We start from the raw sequence: 16,485 nt of genomic DNA, 5'->3' as shown, positions 1-16,485 counted from the left end.
GACTACATGTGGGCCGAGTACGCCAAGGACCCGCGGATGCGCGCCAACATCGGCATCCGCCGCCGCCTCGCCCCCCTGCTCGACAACGACCGCAACCAGATCGAGCTGTTCACCGCCCTGCTGCTGTCCCTGCCCGGCTCGCCGATCCTCTACTACGGCGACGAGATCGGCATGGGCGACAACATCTGGCTCGGTGACCGCGACGCGGTCCGCACCCCCATGCAGTGGACCCCCGACCGCAACGCCGGCTTCTCCTCCTGCGACCCGGGCCGCCTCTACCTCCCCACGATCATGGACCCGGTCCACGGCTACCAGGTCACCAACGTCGAGGCCTCCATGTCGTCCCCGTCCAGCCTGCTGCACTGGACGCGCCGCATGATCGAGATCCGCAAGCAGAACCCCGCCTTCGGACTCGGCTCGTTCACGGAACTCCCCTCCTCCAACCCGGCGGTGCTGGCGTTCCTGCGGGAGTACGGCGACGACCTGGTGCTGTGCGTGAACAACTTCTCCCGCTTCGCCCAGCCCACCGAACTCGACCTGCGGGCCTACGACGGCCGGCACCCGGTCGAGCTCATCGGCGGGGTGCGTTTCCCCGCCATCGGCGAACTGCCGTACCTGCTCACCCTCCAGGGCCACGGCTTCTACTGGTTCCGGCTCACCCGAGTCGCATCCCGCATCGGCCGCCGCCGCTGATCCCGGCGCCGAGGAAAGGACGCGTCACCATGCCGAAGACCATCACTCCCCGACCGAGAACCGCCGTCGGCGTCGACGGCCCCCTGGTCTCGCTCGGCGCGCTGCTGCGCGAGTGGTTGCCGAGGCAACGCTGGTTCGCGGGCAAGGACCGGCCGGTCACCGACCTGTCGGTGCTGTCCGTGACGGAGCTGTTCCCGGGCTGCCTGCACCTGCTGGTGCACGCCTCGCACGCGCCGGTGCCGGCCCCCGGCGGCACTCCCCCGCCCGGTGACTGCTACCAGCTGCTGCTGGGCCTGCGCCCGAACCTCGCCCCCCGCCTGGAGCGGGCGTTCATCGGGCGGGCGCTGGAGGGGCCGCTGGCCGGGCTCGCGGTGTACGACGCGCTGCACGACCCGCGCGCGGCCCATCTGCTGCTGGAGCGGCTGCGGCAACCCGGCACGGCGGGCCCCCTGCGGTTCGAGACGGACCCGGCCGCCCATGTGCCCGGCGGGCTGCCGCCACGGCTGCTGGACGCCGAGCAGTCCAACTCCTCGATCGTGTACGGCGACGCCTACATCCTGAAGGTGTTCCGCCGGATCCAGCCGGGAGTCAACCCGGACCTGGAGGTGTCGGCCGCGCTGGCCGGGCAGGGCTGCACCCGGGTGCCCCCGCCGGTGGCCTGGTTCACCACCAGCGCCCCGCGCCCGGCCACCCTCGGGGTGCTCCAGCCGTTCCTGCCGGACGCCACCGACGGCTGGACGCTGGCGCTGCGCGCGCTCGCCGCGGGCGACGACTTCACCGCCGAGGCCCGTGCGCTGGGCCGGGCGATGGCCGAGGTGCACCTGGCGCTGGCCGGGGCGTTCCCGTCGGCCGGACCGGGCGAGAACGGCCGTACGGCCGAGGCGATGTGCGCGCGGCTGGACGCCGCCGCGCACGCCGTGCCCGCGCTGGCGCCCTTCGTCCCCGGCCTGCGGGCCGCGTTCGGGGCGCTCGCCACGTGCGACACCGGCCCGCCCGCCCAGCGCATCCACGGCGACCTGCACCTGGGGCAGGTGCTGCGGGCCGGCCGCGACTGGTTCGTCATCGACTTCGAGGGTGAACCCTCCCGCCCGCTCACCGAGCGGCGGGCCCCGCAGTCCCCGGTGCGCGATGTCGCCGGGATGCTGCGCTCCTTCGACTACGCGGCCCGGCAGCGCCGCCCCTGGCGACCCGAGTGGGCGCGCCGCTGCCGGGAGGCGTTCTGCGCGGGCTACGCGGCCCGCGCGGGCTGGGACCCACGCAAGAAGCACGCGCTGCTGCGCGCGCACGAGACGGACAGGGCGGTGTACGAGGTGCTGTACGAGGCAAGACACCGACCGGACTGGCTGCCGGTACCGATGGCGGCGATCAAGCGGCTCGCCGTGTGGGGAGGCTGACCCATGGCACTGCGTGACACGACGCCTCCCGAGGCCGCGGGCCCGAGGCCGCCCGCCGCGCTGGACCCCGCCGACCGCGGCCGGCTGCTGGCCGGCGCGCACCACGATCCGCACGCCCTGCTGGGTGCCCACCCGGTGCCGGGCGGCACCCTGGTCCGGGCGCTGCGCCCGAACGCCCGGACGGTGAGCGTCCTGGCCGGCGGGACGCGCACCGCGCTGACGTCCGAGGGTGACGGCCTCTTCGCGGCCGTCCTGCCCGGCTCCGGGATCCCCTCGTACACGCTGCTGGTGGCGTACGACGACGGGGAGCAGGAGGTGCACGACCCGTACCGCTTCCTGCCCGCCCTCGGCGAGCTGGACCTGCATCTGCTGCGGGAGGGCCGGCACGAGCAGCTGTGGCGGGCGCTCGGGGCCGAGCCCATGGTCCACCAGGGCGTGGCCGGCACCCGCTTCACCGTGTGGGCGCCGAACGCCCAGGGGGTGCGGGTGGCCGGTGACTTCACGTACTGGGACGGCACGCAGTACCCGATGCGGTCGCTCGGCGCGTCCGGGGTGTGGGAGCTGTTCCTGCCCGGTGTGGGCGAGGGCACCCGGTACAAGTTCGAGATCACCTCCCGCCACGGCCACCGGTTCCTGAAGGCCGACCCGATGGCCAGGCTCACGGAGGTGCCGCCGGACACCGCGTCGGTGGTGACGTCCTCGCGGTACGAGTGGGGCGACGCGGAGTGGATGACGCACCGCGGTGACATCCCGGTGCACCAGGCGCCGTTCTCGGTGTACGAGGTGCATCTGCCCTCCTGGCGGCCCGGTCTGGACTACCGCCGGCTCGCTGAGGAACTCCCGGCCTACGCCCGCGACATGGGCTTCACGCACGTGGAGCTGATGCCGGTGGCCGGGTACCCCTTCGACGGTTCCTGGGGTTACCAGGTCACCTCCTACTACGCGCCGACGCCCCGGCTCGGCTCGCCGGACGACTTCCGGTACTTCGTGGACGCCTGTCACCGGGCCGGCCTCGGCGTGATCATGGACTGGGTGCCGGCGCACTTCCCCAAGGACGACTGGGCGCTGGCCCGGTTCGACGGGGAGCCCCTGTACGAGCCCGGGGACTCCCGGCGGGCCGAGCATCCGGACTGGGGGACGTACGAGTTCGACTTCGGGCGGACCGAGGTGCGCAACTTCCTGGTGGCGAACGCGGTCTACTGGTGCGAGGAGTTCCACATCGACGGGCTGCGCGTGGACGCCGTGGCCTCCATGCTCTACCTCGACTACTCGCGCGAATCCGGCCAGTGGGAGCCGAACGTGTTCGGCGGGCGGGAGGACCTGGACGCGGTGGCCTTCCTCCAGGAGATGAACGCCACGGTGTACCGGCGCTGCCCGGGAGTGGTGACCATCGCCGAGGAGTCCACCGCCTGGGAGGGGGTGACCCGGCCGACGGACAGCGGCGGCCTCGGGTTCGGGCTGAAGTGGAACATGGGCTGGATGCACGACTCGCTGGAGTACATCCAGAAGGAGCCGGTGCACCGCAGGTACCACCACAACGAGATGACCTTCTCGATGGTGTACGCCTACAGCGAGAACTACGTCCTGCCCATCTCCCACGACGAGGTCGTCCACGGCAAGCAGGCCCTGGTGTCGAAGATGCCGGGCGACTGGTGGCAGCGGCGCGCCAACCACCGCGCCTACCTCGGCTTCATGTGGGCCCACCCGGGCAAACAGCTGCTGTTCATGGGGCAGGAGTTCGCCCAGGGGGCGGAGTGGAACGAGGCGCACGGCCCCGAGTGGTGGCTGCTCGGCGACGACTACCACTCCGCCGGCGACCACCGGGGCGTACAGGACCTGGTGCGGGACCTGAACACGGTGTACCGGCGGACCCCGGCGCTGTGGCAGCGGGACACCGACCCGGGCGGCTTCCGGTGGGTGCTGTGCGACGCCGCGGACGACAACGTCCTGGCGTTCCTGCGGTTCGCGGACGACGGCGCCCCGCTGCTGACCGTGTCGAACTTCTCCCCCGTCGTCCGGCACGGCTACCGCCTGTGGGTGCCCGACGAGGTCCCCGCCTGGCGGGAGGTGCTGAACACCGACGGCGTCCGCTACGGCGGCGGCGGGGTCGGCACCGAGGGGCCGGTCAAGCCCGGGGACGGGTTCCTGGAGCTGACGCTGCCGCCGCTCGCCACCGTCTGGCTGGGCCCCGGGGGCTGAACGCCGCGCAGGTGTCGCCGGCCGGGTGAGGGGGCAGTCGGGGTCGTACAGACCCACGACTGCCCCTTGCGGCACGGACAGAAGGGCGGCACCACGTGCGCACCGTCGGAGTGGAGGAGGAACTCCTCCTGGTCGACCCGGACAGCGGCGACCCCAAGGCGCTCGCGGCGCCCGTGCTCGCCCGCGCCGCCCAGGACGATCCCGGTCAGGACGTGTTCGAGAAGGAACTGTTCGGGCAGATGCTGGAGTTCGCCACGCATCCGCAGTCGGACATGACGGCCCTCGGCGACGAGATCGTGCGCTGCCGCAAGGAGGCGGCCCGGCACGCCGGGCAGATCGGCTGCGCGGTCGCGGCGCTCGCCAGTTCCCCGCTGCCGGTGAGTCCCTCCCTCAGCATGAACGAGCGCTACCGGTGGCTGGCCGAGCGGTACGGGGTGCCCACCCGGGAGCAGCTCGTGTGCGGCTGTCATGTCCATGTGTCGGTGGAGTCCGACGAGGAGGGCGTGGCGGTCCTCGACCGGATCCGGCCGTGGCTGCCGGTCCTCCGCGCGATCAGCGCGAACTCGCCGTTCTGGCAGGGCCGGGACAGCGACTACCACAGCTACCGCAGCCGGGTGTGGGAGCGCTGGCCGTCTGCCGGGCCGACCGAGCTGTTCGGCTCCCCCGAGCGATACCACCGGCGGGTGGCGGACATGGTGGCCACCGGGGCCGTACTCGACGAGGGCATGGTCTACTTCAGCGCCCGGCTGTCCGCGGCCTACCCGACGGTGGAGATCCGCGTGTCGGACGTGTGCCTGAACGCAGAGACCGCCGTGCTGATCGCCACGCTGACCCGGGGCCTGGTGGAGACCGCCGCCCGGGACTGGCGGGCCGGCCGGCCGCCGCTCGACCACAGCGTGAGCCTGCTGCGGCTCGCCGACTGGCAGGCCGCCCGCTTCGGCCTCGACCAGGACCTGCTCGACCCGGTGACCCTGCGGCCCCGGCCCGCCGCCGAGGTGCTGCGCTCACTGCTGGAGCACACCGGGGACGCGCTCGCCGCCGTCGGTGACGCGGACCGCGCCGAACAGGCCGTCGCCGGCCTGCTGCGGCACGGCAACGGCGCCCGCGAGCAGCGGGCGCTGCTGGAGCGCACCGGCAGCCTGCGGGACGTCGTCACCGAGTGCGTACGCCGGACCCAGGGCTGAGGCACCCTGGGCCGAAGGTGCCGGTCAGAGGATCAGCACCAGGGCGTAGACCAGGAAGAAGGCCGCGATCAGCACGACCAGCAGGAGGATCAGGGTCAGCGGAGCCTTGGCCCAGCCTCTGCGCCGGGCGTTCGGCTGGCGGGGCCCGGCCTCGGGCATGCTGCTCTCGGCGGGCGGGGTCTCGCCGGGCGGAACTCCCCCGCCTGGCTCGAGTCCGGTCGTACGCTCGGGTTCCGGATCGGGGTTCACATGGCTCATGCCGTACGAGTCCCCAGAACACGACCGGATCATCAGCCGATCACGACTTACCCGTTCCCGGCACCGAACGCGCTCACCTGGGCTACATTCGAGCACCGCCGACACCGAGCCGGTCGGCGGAGTGACCCTCCGTACACCCAGGAGCAGCGCATGCGGAACGTCGCCCTCGCTCCAGCCGTCAGCCCGCCGCTCACCGGCGGCCTCGCCGACAGTGTCTTCGAGACGGCGGACCGGAACCCCACCCTGCCGATGCTCGCGCGCCGCGCGCACCCCGCCGCGACCGGTTGGGAGGAGCTGACGGCGGTCGAGGTGCGGGACGAGGTGGTCGACGTGGCCAAGGGCCTGATCGCCGCCGGCGTCTCGCCCGGCCACCGGGTGGCCGTGATGGCCCGCACCCGGTACGAGTGGACGGTGTTCGCCCACGCGCTGTGGGCCGTGGCCGCCGAGGTCGTGCCGATCCACCCGGCCGCCTCCCGCGAGCAGGTCGAGTGGATGCTGCGGGACGCGGGCTGCGTGGCCGTGGTGGTGGAGGACGAGCAGGGTGTCATGACCATCGGCACCGTGTGCGCCCGGCTCCCGCTGCTGCGGCACGTCTGGCAGCTGGACGCGGGCGCGCTGTCCGCGCTGGCCGAGCGGGGCGCGGTGGTGCCGTACACGACCGTGGAGTCGCTGCGCCGGATCGTGCTGCCCGACGCCACGGCGGCCGTCGTCTACACCTCGGGCACCTCGGGCCGTCCGATGGGCTGCGCGCTGAGCCACCGCGCACTGGCTCACCCCTGCGACACCCTGCTGGCCGGCTGGGGCCACACCGCCGCTCCGGCGGGCGAACAGGCGGCCGTCCTGGCCTTCCTGCCGTTCTCCCACGTCTACGGAATCATGATCATGCTGACCTGCGTGCGCGGCGGGATCCTGCTGGGGCACGAGCCGGAGCCGACCGAGGCGGCGCTGGCGTCGGCGCTGGCCACGTTCCGGCCGACGTACCTGTACGGCGTGCCGTCGGTGTTCGAGAAGCTGTACAAGAACTTCCTGCGGGCCGCGGAACAGGCGGGCCGGGGCGCCCTGTTCGAGCGGGCCGCGCAGACCGCGCGGGACTTCGCCGAGGCCGAGGAGCGCCGGCGGCTGGGCACCGGGCCGGGCCCGGGGTTCGACCTGAGGCTGCAACACGCCCTGTACGAGCGGACGGTCTACCGCCGGCTGCGGGCGGCGCTCGGCGGCCGGGTGGTGCGCGGCACCTCCGGAGGCTCCTCGCTCGACCGCGGTCTGTCCCTGTTCTACGAGGGCATCGGCGTGTACGTCCACGACGGGTACGGGCTCACCGAGTCCGGCGGCGGGATCACCATGCAGCCGCTGGGGAGGGAGAAGTCCGGCACGGTGGGCCGCCCCCTGCCGGGCACCGACGTCCTGGTGGCGGACGACGGCGAGATCCTGGTGCGCGGGCCGTCGGTGTTCCAGGGCTACATCGGTGACGAGAGGGCGACGCGGGACGCGCTGCGCGGCGGCTGGCTGGCCACCGGGGACATCGGGCGGCTGGACCCCGAGGGCTATCTGACGATCACCGGGCGCAAGAAGGACATCATCGTCACCAGCGGCGGCAAGAGTGTGGCCCCGGCCCTGCTGGAGCAGCGGCTGCGCCGGCATCCGCTGGTCCACCAGGCCGTGGTGATCGGCGACGACCGGCCCTGCGTCGGCGCCCTCATCACGCTGGATCCGGACTTCCTCGCGCACTGGCGGGCCGCGCTGCGGATCCAGGGGGACGTCACGGGCCGGGAGGCGCGGGAGGAGAACGCGCTGCGGGAGGAGATCTCACGGGCCGTCGCCTCCGCCAACAGCGCGGTGTCCCGCGCCGAGTCCATCCGGGTCCACCGCGTCCTCCAGGAACCGTTCGCACCGGAGAACGGCCTGCTCACGCCGTCCCTCAAGCTGCGCCGGGCCGCCGTCGTGCGGCACTACGCGGCCGAGATCGAGGCCATGTACCAGGCGCGCTCCCGGGGGCGGCGGGGCCCGGTGGAGACGGCCGACTGGGACGAGCCGGACGACGTCTTCCGCTGAGCACGCGCATCGCCGGGACCGCTGTGCCAAGGGGGGCGGATAGCCTGCCCGGCTCGGGGAACCCGAGCGCAGGCAGAGATCAGCAACGACGACCGTCCTGGTCGGCAAGGGGCCGGGCCGGCCCTTTTCCGCCCGGACCGGGGAATGCGAGATGGCGACGGAGCCGCGTTGGGACGAGACACCGCCCTCGGAGGAGAGGTACGAGCGTACGTTCTCCTTCGCGGGCGAACTGCGCAACGTCACGGAGGCCCGGCTCGCGGCGGAGAAGTACCTGGGGGCGCTCGCCGTGAGCGCGCCGCCGGCCGCGCCCGAGTACTGGGACGACATCCTGCTGGTCGTGACGGAGCTGGCCGCGAACGTGATCCAGTACGCGCCCGGCCCGTTCGACCTGCGGATGCGCCGCACCTTCGACGGGGTGCACGTGACGGTGCGCGACACGAACACGACCAAGCCGGAGCCGCGGCCCTTCCACCCGCGTACGGGCGGCGGCGGCATCGGCTGGCACCTGGTGCACACCCTGTGCACCCAGGTGAGCGTCGTCGTGCACGAGGGCGGCAAGGACATCCACGTGTTCCTGCCCTGGTGACGGGCGTTCGACGTGTAGGTGTACGTCAACCGGTTACTCCGCCCTCTGCGGGGGCACGTTGATCCCCACGCGTTCGTCTGCCTGCCGGACCCGGCTGGCGGAACGGCTGGAGGCACGGTGGGATCGGAGTGGGTGCACAGCGATCCAGGGCAGGCGAACGGCGTCGAGTCGGACCGCCCGGAGCCGCAGAAAGGGATGAACACCGTGACACGACCCAGGATCCTGGTGGTGGGCGCAGGCTTCGCCGGAGTGGAGTGCGTCCGCCGCCTGGAGCGGAAACTCGCCCCCGGCGAGGCCGACGTCACGCTGGTGACGCCGTTCGCCTATCAGCTCTACCTCCCGCTGCTGCCCCAGGTCGCCTCCGGCGTGCTCACGCCGCAGTCGATCGCCCTCTCCCTGCGGCGCAGCAGCAAGTACCGCACGCGGATCATCCCGGGCGGTGCGATCGGGGTGGACCCGAAGGCCAAGGTGTGCGTCATCCGCACCATCACTGACAAGATCGTCAACGAGGCCTACGACTACATCGTGCTGGCCCCGGGCAGCGTGACCCGCACCTTCGACATCCCGGGCCTGACCGAGCACGCCTTCGGCATGAAGACGCTCGCCGAGGCCGCCTACATCCGCGACCACGTCATCTCGCAGCTCGACCTCGCCGACGCCAGCGACGACCCGGCCGAGCGGGCCGCGCGGCTCCAGTTCGTGGTGGTGGGCGGCGGCTACGCCGGCACCGAGACGGCGGCCTGTCTGCAACGGCTCACGCACGCGGCCGTACAGCGCTATCCGCGCCTGGACCCGGGCCTGATCAAGTGGCACCTGATCGACATCGCCCCCAAGCTCATGCCGGAACTGGGCGACAAGCTCGGCCGCAGCGCGCAGGAGATCCTCAGGCGGCGCGGGATCGAGGTCTCGCTGGGCGTGTCGATCGACAAGGCCGGCCCGGAGGAGGTCACCTTCACCGACGGCCGGGTCGTGCCGACGCACACGTTGATCTGGACGGCGGGCGTGGTGGCCAGCCCGCTGATGGCCACGCTCGGCGCGGAGACGGTCCGCGGCCGGCTGGCGGTCACCGCGGAGATGTGCCTGCCGGGCCATGACGGCGTGTTCGCGCTCGGCGACTCGGCCGCCGTACCGGATCTGGCGAAGGGCCAGGAGGGCGCGGTCTGCCCGCCCACCGCACAGCACGCCATGCGGCAGGGCCGGAAGGTCGCCGACAACGTCATCGCGGCACTGCACGGCCACCCCCTCCAGCCGTACGAGCACAAGGACCTGGGCCTCGTCGTCGACCTCGGCGGCAAGGACGCGGTGTCCAAGCCGCTGGGTATCGAGCTGCGCGGGATTCCTGCGCAGGCGGTGGCCCGCGGCTACCACTGGTCGGCCCTGCGCACCAACGTCGCCAAGACCCGGGTGATGACCAACTGGCTGCTGAACGCGGTCGCGGGCGACGACTTCGTGCGCACCGGTTTCCAGGCCCGCAAGCCCGCCCGGCTGAAGGACTTCGAGTTCACCGACTCGTACCTGACGCCGGAGCAGGTGCGGGCCCGGGTGGAGGGCGGGGCGCTCAACCAGTCCTGATATGAGGCAGGTCACCGGAGAAGGCCGCCGATCGGTCCCGACCGGACCGGCGGTCTTCTCCCGTGACCGCACACCGCGTCACACGGAACGGAACACCCCGGCATGACCCGGAAGGCTGTGCGGGGCCCGGCGCCGATGGCCCGGCCCAGGTCCCGGCACGGCCCCGGGCACGGGCACGCCGGCGCCCCGGTGACCGCCGCCCCGGCCGGGGGCGAGCAGCCGGGCGACGCGTGCGATGCTGGGTCGGAGATCATTTTCCGGCACGGGAGAGAGAGCGCGGCGGCGTGAGGGCAGCGGGACGGTCGGGACGGGTACGGATGTGGGACCGGATCGCGGCCTCGGATCCGGGGCTGCTGCGGCTGACCGCCGGGCTGCGCACGGTCGCCGCCATCGCTCTCACCCTCGCGGTGCTCGCCGCGCTGCGGGTGCCGGTGCCCCAGCTGGTGGCCGGCGCGATGGCGGCCATGGTCGCCACCTTCGCCATCCGGGAGAAGCAGCGCGGCCCGCAGGCCGTGACCCTCGCGCTCGGCCTTCCCGTCGCCCTGGCCTCGGTGGCGCTGGGCGCGCTGCTGAACCGACAGGTCGTCGCCGGAGACCTGTTCTTCGTCGCCCTCATTTTCAGCGCCGTCTACGGCCGCCGGTTCGGCGACCGCGGCACCGCCCTGGGGCTGATCGGCTTCCAGATCTACTTCCTCTCCCTGTTCGTGCACGCGACCGTGTCCACGCTGCCCGCGCTGTCCGGCGTCCTCTGCGTGGCGTTCGCGTGCAGCGCGACCGCCCGGTTCGTGGTGCTGCCGCAGACCCCGGCGGGCACCCTGGACCGGCTGCGGCGGGCGTTCCGCGCCCGGCTGGCCCAGCTCGTCGCCACCCAGGCCGAGCTGCTGGACGCCGGGCCCGACGCGGCCGAGAAGGTCCTGGACGACCTGCGCACCGGCACCGCGCGCCTGCACGAGACGGCCCTGCTCATCCAGGGACGGCTCGAGGACGGCACCTCCGACGCGGCGACGGCCCGGCTGCTCCAGCGCCGGATCGCCGACGCCGAGATCGCGGCCGAGCGGCTCGGCCTGCTGCTGCTCACCGCGCGCAGCGCCGAGCGCACCGACACCCTCACCCTGCACCTGCCCGGCGCCCCCGTGCCCTCCGCGGGCACGCTGCCGGTGACGGACGAGGCGACGGCCGCGCTGCGCCGGGACCTGGGGGCGTTGCGGCTGCTGATGCTGCGGCCCGCCGGTGAGGCCGCGGGGACCGCGCTCGCCCACGTACGCAACCGGCTGCTCGGCTACCGGGACGAGGAGAACCTGCCCGCGGCCCCACCGGCCGTGCAGGACGTCTTCCGCGGCCTCGGCGAGGCCGCCCGGGCCGCGCTGGGCCTGCGGCTCGCCCTGGACGGCCCGCAGGACGAGTCGGACGACAGCCCGGCGACCATCCGCTCCCGCGAGGAACTGGACGCGGAGGACGCCGCCATCGAGGTGAGCGAGGAGGCCGAGCGGGAGGATGCGGAGCCGGCCGGTCTGCAACGGCCCACCACCCGGGCCGCGGTCCAGGTCGCCGTCGGCTCCGCGCTGGCGATCACCGGCGGCGAGCTGCTGTCCAGCCAGCGCTGGTACTGGGCGGTGCTGACCTGCTGGATCGTGTTCCTCAACACCGCCTCCACCGGCGAGATCCTGGTGAAGGGCTACCGGCGGCTGCTGGGCACGGTGCTCGGCGTGGTGGCCGGCATCGGGCTCGCCGCGCTGGTCGGACCCCATACGTGGACGGCGTTCGCGCTGGTGCTGCTGTTCATCTTCGCGATGTTCTACACCGCGCCGCTGTCGTACACGCTGATGTCGTTCTTCGTGACGGCCATGCTGGGCCTGCTGTACACGCTGCTGAACACCTACAGCGCGGCGGTGCTGGTGCTGCGGATCGAGGAGACGGCGCTCGGCGCGGCCTGCGGGGTGATCGCGGCGGCGGTGGTGCTTCCGGTCCACACCGACCGCCGTACCAACGATCTCCTGGTCGCGGTCCTGGACCGGCTCGCCGACGTCACACGGGGCGCCGTCGACCAGCTCAGCGGCGGGACGGGCGGCGACCTGGTGGAGCAGGCGCGCGAGCTGGACCAGGCGCTGGCCGACCTGCGCGCGGCGGTCCAGCCGCTGACCCACCCGATCACCCCGCTGCGCTCCCGGCGGAACACCGCCCGGTACGTGGTCGCGCTGCTGGAGACGTGCGCGTACCACGGGCGGTCCCTGGCGGCCACGGCGGAGCTGCTGCCGACGCATCCGTCGATCGCGGCGGACCCGCGGCTGCGCGGGGCGTGCGCGCGGATCGTGCACAACATCGGGGTTATCGCCGCGCACGTGGGGGACCCGAGGTCCACGGCGGAGATGGAGAGCGGCCCCAGCATCGCGTCGATGCTGGAGCCGGGCACCCTGCGCACCCCGCGCTACGGCCGCGTGACCGACCGGGTGCTGCGCCATCTCCAGCGCCTGGACGAGGCGGTCTCCGGCCTGGCCCGGCCGTTGGGCGTCGCCGGCGGTCCGGCGGCGCCGGGCAGGTGAGCGCTCACCGCGGCTCGCCGGGGCGGCGGTTGCCGAGCGCCTCGTCGCGGACGCGGGCGCAGCTGCGGCTGATGAGCCGGGAGACGTGCATCTGGGAGATGCCGAGCCGGTCGGCGATGCGGCTCTGCGTCATGTCCTCGAAGAACCGCATGTACAGGATGGCCCGCTCGCGCTCGGGCAGCCGGCGCAGACCTTCCTTGGCGGCCTCGCGGTCGATGACGACATCGTACGAGGGCTCCGCGGCGCCGAGCGTGTCGGCGAGGCTGTAGCCGTCCTCGGCGGCGGAGAGTTCGGCGTCCAGCGACAGGGTGCTGAAGCTCTCCAGCGCCTCGATGCCCGCGGACACCTCTTCCTCGGTGAGCCCGGTGTGGGCGGCGACATCGGCGACGCTGGGCTCGGGACTGCCGGGGTTCTGGGTGAGTTCGCGCCGGGCCACCCGCACCCGGTTGCGCAGCTCCTGCACCCGGCGCGGCACCCTGAGGGCCCACATCCGGTCGCGGAAGTGCCGCTTCACCTCGCCGGTGATGGTCGGCACCGCGTAGCTCTCGAAAGCCCCGCGGGACGGGTCGAACCGGTCGATCGCCTTCACCAGGCCGAGCGCGGCCACCTGCCGCAGGTCCTCGACGGACTCCCCGCGGTCACGGAACCGGCCGGCGATGCGGTGGGCCATGGGCAGCCACGCGGTGACGAGTTCGTCCCGTACGGCATCGCGCTCGGGGCCGTCGTCCAGCTCCGCCAGCCGGGCGAAGAGTTCCGCGGTCTCGGGGGCGTCGTCATGGCTCCGCCGGCCGGGCGCGGCGGGGGCGCCGGTGGTGGTCGCGCCGGGACGGCTTGTCGACATGTCGGTCAGCATGCGGAATCGCTCCTGAACGGGGTTTCAGGGCACTGCGCCGGAATCTGGTTCCGGGTCCTGGCCCGAACGGTGGTGTCAGGGGTCCCCGCGGGTGAGCCGCCGGCCCGCCGGAAGCGGGCCCGGGCGGCGGTGATGACACCCGCCGGGCGCGCGCCTCCAGTCCGAAGCACGAAGTTCCGTCTGCCCCTCGCCCTCACGGGCAAACGCCGCAGAGCGGAACTTCAAGAACCGCTTCAGCGCAGTGGCACGACGGCCGTGATGCGCTTGCCGCCACGGGGCAGCGCGGCCACCCGGACCTCCCGGGCCAGGCGGCACACCAGGGACCAGCCGCGGCCGCCGGGCCGCACGCGGTCCCGCCGGTCCGGACGGGTCACCGGGAACGCGTCGCTCTGGTCGCTCACCGAGACCCGGACACCGCCGGGGTCCACGTCGACGTCGAAGCCGGTGATGCCGCCGCCGTGCACCAGGGCGTTGGTGGCGAGCTCGGAGGTGACCAGGAGCGCGTCCGCCACCGCCCGCGGCGGACAGGGCAGGGAGCGGGCACGGCACCGTTCGGTCATCACACGCTCGACCGTTCTGCGGGCGTCGGCCGACCGGCGCGGCAGCCGCCGGGGCGGTTCCGCCAGGGTGACGGAGGGGCCGACGGAGGGGCCGGTGTGATGCTTGTCGAGCATCCTTTTCCTCCCGATCTGTACCCGTTTCGCAGATCCTTCCCTTTTCGGCTAGCCCATCCGGGCGGCCCCAAACACCCGCGGCGCGCCTGTCATCACCGCGCGCCGCGCGGGTATCCGGTCGGCATGACGGATGTCGTGGATGCGGACGAGTTGTTGCGGCGGATCCGGCGGGGCCGGGACTGCGCGGCCGAGGAGGAGCGGTCCTGGCGGGGGCGGGCCCAGGGCCTGACGGCCACGGACCCCGAGGGGGCGCGGGAGGCGGCGGTCCGGGCGGAGACGTACGCGGCGGTGCAGCGGGTGCTGGACGAGATCGTGAACCCCGGCGGGGACCCCGCGCGGACCGGCTGAGTGAAGCAGGTCACCCGACCTGGTTCTGGGGATACACCAGCACCCGAGATGGTTTAGTATTCATACATACGTGATGCCGGAGCGGCGCGGAACCGTCCTTCCCCCCTCCCCGCGTCACCGCATACGGCCCTGGCTGGCCTCCCCCGTCCAGCCAGGGCTTTTTGCTGCCCGCGGCGGCGCGGGAAACACGCCGACCCCCTCCCTTCGAGGTGCCCGGCGCGGCGGCAGCGGCTGAAATGGGCTTAGCGACACCACCCGAACCGCAACCGCCGCCGGCGAGGAGCCCCGCGCATGACCAAAGCGATCAAACTGCTCACCGCCCTCCCCCAGGCACAGCGCGAGCGACTGATGGAGCTGGCCAAGGAGGCGTCCTTCCCGGAGGACAGCCGCATCTTCGAGGCGGGCGGCACCGCCGACCGGTTCTGGGTGGTCCGTTCGGGTGCGGTCCACCTCGACCAGGAGGTGACCTCCCGGCAGCGGGTGACCGTGGCCACGCTCGGCGCGGGCGACATGCTCGGCTGGTCCTGGCTGTTCCCGCCGTACCGGTGGGACTTCGGCGCCGTCGCCTTCAGCAACGTGCGCGCCTACGAGTTCGACGGGCCGTCGGTGCTCGCGCTGTGCGTGGAGGATCCGCTGCTCGGGCTCTCGCTGGTGCGGACGGTGGCCGAGATCCTCGCCCACCGTCTGGAGACGACCCGCGGGAAGCTGATGGACCAGTACGCGATCCGCCGGCGGGGACCGCTGTAGCCCCTCGTCAGATCCGGTAGCGGCGCAGCGCCGGGACCGCGGCCGCCAGCGCGAGCATCACGACGACGACCAGCGCGCCGCCGCCCGCGACGGCGGCCCGCGGGCCGAACGCCGAGCCGGCCGTGCCGTGCAGCACGTCGGCCAGGCGCGGCCCGCCCGCCACGACCACCGTGAACACCCCCTGCATTCGCCCGCGCATCTCGTCGGTCGCGGCGGACAGCAGAATGGCGCCGCGGAACACCATCGAGACCATGTCGGCGACCCCGGCCACGGCGAGGAAGGCCATGGCCACCCACAGGTTGCCGCTCAGCCCTGACCCGGCGACGGCCGCGCCCCAGCCGACGACCGCGCCGATGACCATCCAGCCGTGCCGGCGGGCCCGCGAGAACACGCCGGAGAACAGCCCGCCGAGCACCGCGCCGACCGGGATGCCCGCGAACAGCACACCGAGCGCGAGGCCCTCGCCGTACGAGCCGTACGTCTGCGCGGCCAGCTGCGGGAACAGGGCGCGGGGCATGCCGAGGACCATCGCGACGATGTCGGCGAGGAAGGACAGCAGCAGCACCTTGTGCCGGGCGATGTAGCGGAACCCGGCCGCTATCTCGCGCACCCCGGCCCGGCGGGCGGCGGATCCGCCCAGCGGCGGCAGCGCGGGCAGCCGGAAGACGGCCCGGACGGTCACGCACAGGGCCAGCGCGTCGACGAGGTACAGCGCGGGCAGTCCGGTGACCGGGATCAGCACGCCGGCCAGCAACGGGCCCGCCACCAGCCCGGTCTGCATCACCGTGGAGCCGAGCGCGTTGGCGGCCGGCAACTGCTCGACGGGGACCAGACGGGCGATGGAGGCGCTGCGCGCCGGGGAGTTCAGCCCGAAGAACGCCTGTTGCAGCGCGAGCAGCACCATCAGGACCACGACGGAGTCGAGGCCGGTGACGGCCTGCGCCCAGAACAGCAGTGAGGTCACGGCGATGCCGGTGTTGGTGACCAGCAGCAGCTTGCGGCGGTCCACGGCGTCGGCGACCGCCCCGCCCCACAGCGCGAAGGCCACCATGGGCAGGAGGCCGGCGAGGCTCGCGTAGCCGACCCAGGCGGAGGAGTGGGTGATGTCGTAGATCTGCTTGGGTACGGCGACGGCGGTGAGCTGGCTGCCGACGGCGGTGACGATGGTCGACGACCACAGGCGCCGGTAGGCGGGGATCCGCAGGGGGCGGGTGTCCATCGCCCAGCGGCGCCGGCCACGCCCGGGCGCGGTCCGCGCCGCCGGTGCCTCGGGGTCGGTTCCGGTGCTGCTCTCGCTCGTGTCCACGGGTGTCCTGGTTGCTCGTTACATCTTTTTCGCTTCGAGAGCCTAACTATTCCAGGGGCACCCGTGCGCACCGAACGGATTC

The 16,485-nt window shown here is 73.2% G+C and carries 14 protein-coding genes; 10 read left to right on the top strand and 4 right to left on the bottom strand.

Annotation, left to right across the window (positions count from 1 at the left end):
• The 4 genes from ABZ117_RS12210 to ABZ117_RS12195 form a co-directional block, all read left to right on the top strand.
• Positions 1-693, top strand: a 693-nt coding sequence (locus tag ABZ117_RS12210; RefSeq protein WP_356819844.1) for an alpha-glucosidase C-terminal domain-containing protein, incomplete at its 5' end; no start/stop codon positions are given.
• A 29-nt stretch (positions 694-722) separates the two neighbouring features.
• Entirely contained in the window at positions 723-2,087 is a 1,365-nt protein-coding gene (locus ABZ117_RS12205; RefSeq protein ID WP_356819842.1) for a maltokinase, read from the top strand.
• Between the two features lie 3 nt (positions 2,088-2,090).
• Positions 2,091-4,286 carry a 1,4-alpha-glucan branching enzyme gene (glgB, locus tag ABZ117_RS12200; RefSeq protein ID WP_356819840.1) on the top strand — a complete coding sequence of 732 codons (2,196 nt, stop codon included), beginning with the start codon at positions 2,091-2,093 and terminating at the stop codon, positions 4,284-4,286.
• A 95-nt stretch (positions 4,287-4,381) separates the two neighbouring features.
• Complete coding sequence (locus ABZ117_RS12195) at positions 4,382-5,470, top strand: glutamate--cysteine ligase (protein ID WP_356819838.1); 1,089 nt, start codon at positions 4,382-4,384, stop codon at positions 5,468-5,470.
• 24 nt (positions 5,471-5,494) lie between these two features.
• On the opposite strand, the gene ABZ117_RS12190 is transcribed toward ABZ117_RS12195, so the two are convergent.
• Positions 5,495-5,728, bottom strand: a complete 234-nt coding sequence (locus tag ABZ117_RS12190; RefSeq protein WP_356819837.1) for a DUF6480 family protein — start codon at positions 5,726-5,728, stop codon at positions 5,495-5,497.
• 150 nt (positions 5,729-5,878) lie between these two features.
• On the opposite strand from ABZ117_RS12190, the gene ABZ117_RS12185 reads away from it, so the two are divergent.
• The 4 genes from ABZ117_RS12185 (at position 5,879) to ABZ117_RS12170 (ending at position 12,475) form a co-directional block, all read left to right on the top strand.
• Positions 5,879-7,777, top strand: coding sequence for an AMP-dependent synthetase/ligase (locus tag ABZ117_RS12185; protein WP_356819835.1), 1,899 nt, complete (start codon positions 5,879-5,881; stop codon positions 7,775-7,777).
• A 151-nt stretch (positions 7,778-7,928) separates the two neighbouring features.
• The gene (locus tag ABZ117_RS12180) at positions 7,929-8,363 is read left to right on the top strand and encodes an ATP-binding protein (protein WP_356819834.1); all 435 of its coding nucleotides are present in this window, start codon (positions 7,929-7,931) and stop codon (positions 8,361-8,363) included.
• A 195-nt stretch (positions 8,364-8,558) separates the two neighbouring features.
• Positions 8,559-9,935 (top strand): NAD(P)/FAD-dependent oxidoreductase, encoded by a 1,377-nt coding sequence (locus ABZ117_RS12175; RefSeq protein ID WP_356819832.1) that lies wholly within the window; start codon positions 8,559-8,561, stop codon positions 9,933-9,935.
• 317 nt (positions 9,936-10,252) lie between these two features.
• Positions 10,253-12,475: an FUSC family protein gene (locus tag ABZ117_RS12170; protein ID WP_356819830.1), complete on the top strand. Its 2,223-nt coding sequence runs from the start codon at positions 10,253-10,255 to the stop codon at positions 12,473-12,475.
• A 4-nt stretch (positions 12,476-12,479) separates the two neighbouring features.
• Here the strand turns inward: ABZ117_RS12170 and ABZ117_RS12165 are convergent, their stop codons facing one another.
• Together ABZ117_RS12165 and ABZ117_RS12160 are read right to left on the bottom strand one after the other, a co-directional pair.
• Positions 12,480-13,328: a SigB/SigF/SigG family RNA polymerase sigma factor gene (locus ABZ117_RS12165; protein ID WP_356819828.1), complete on the bottom strand. Its 849-nt coding sequence runs from the start codon at positions 13,326-13,328 to the stop codon at positions 12,480-12,482.
• Between the two features lie 233 nt (positions 13,329-13,561).
• Positions 13,562-14,002 carry an ATP-binding protein gene (locus tag ABZ117_RS12160; RefSeq protein WP_356819826.1) on the bottom strand — a complete coding sequence of 147 codons (441 nt, stop codon included), beginning with the start codon at positions 14,000-14,002 and terminating at the stop codon, positions 13,562-13,564.
• A 123-nt stretch (positions 14,003-14,125) separates the two neighbouring features.
• Between ABZ117_RS12160 and ABZ117_RS12155 the strand changes: the two genes are divergently transcribed.
• Complete coding sequence (locus ABZ117_RS12155) at positions 14,126-14,350, top strand: hypothetical protein (protein WP_356819824.1); 225 nt, start codon at positions 14,126-14,128, stop codon at positions 14,348-14,350.
• 291 nt (positions 14,351-14,641) lie between these two features.
• The gene (locus ABZ117_RS12150) at positions 14,642-15,097 is read left to right on the top strand and encodes a cyclic nucleotide-binding domain-containing protein (RefSeq protein WP_356819822.1); all 456 of its coding nucleotides are present in this window, start codon (positions 14,642-14,644) and stop codon (positions 15,095-15,097) included.
• 7 nt (positions 15,098-15,104) lie between these two features.
• Here the strand turns inward: ABZ117_RS12150 and ABZ117_RS12145 are convergent, their stop codons facing one another.
• Complete coding sequence (locus tag ABZ117_RS12145) at positions 15,105-16,403, bottom strand: MFS transporter (RefSeq protein ID WP_356819820.1); 1,299 nt, start codon at positions 16,401-16,403, stop codon at positions 15,105-15,107.
• Between the last annotated feature and the right edge of the window lie 82 nt (positions 16,404-16,485).

The sequence above is a fragment of the Streptomyces sp. NPDC006309 genome (genome assembly GCF_040613095.1).
Lineage (GTDB): Bacteria > Actinomycetota > Actinomycetes > Streptomycetales > Streptomycetaceae > Streptomyces.
This window is presented reverse-complemented; position numbering and strand designations above follow the sequence as displayed.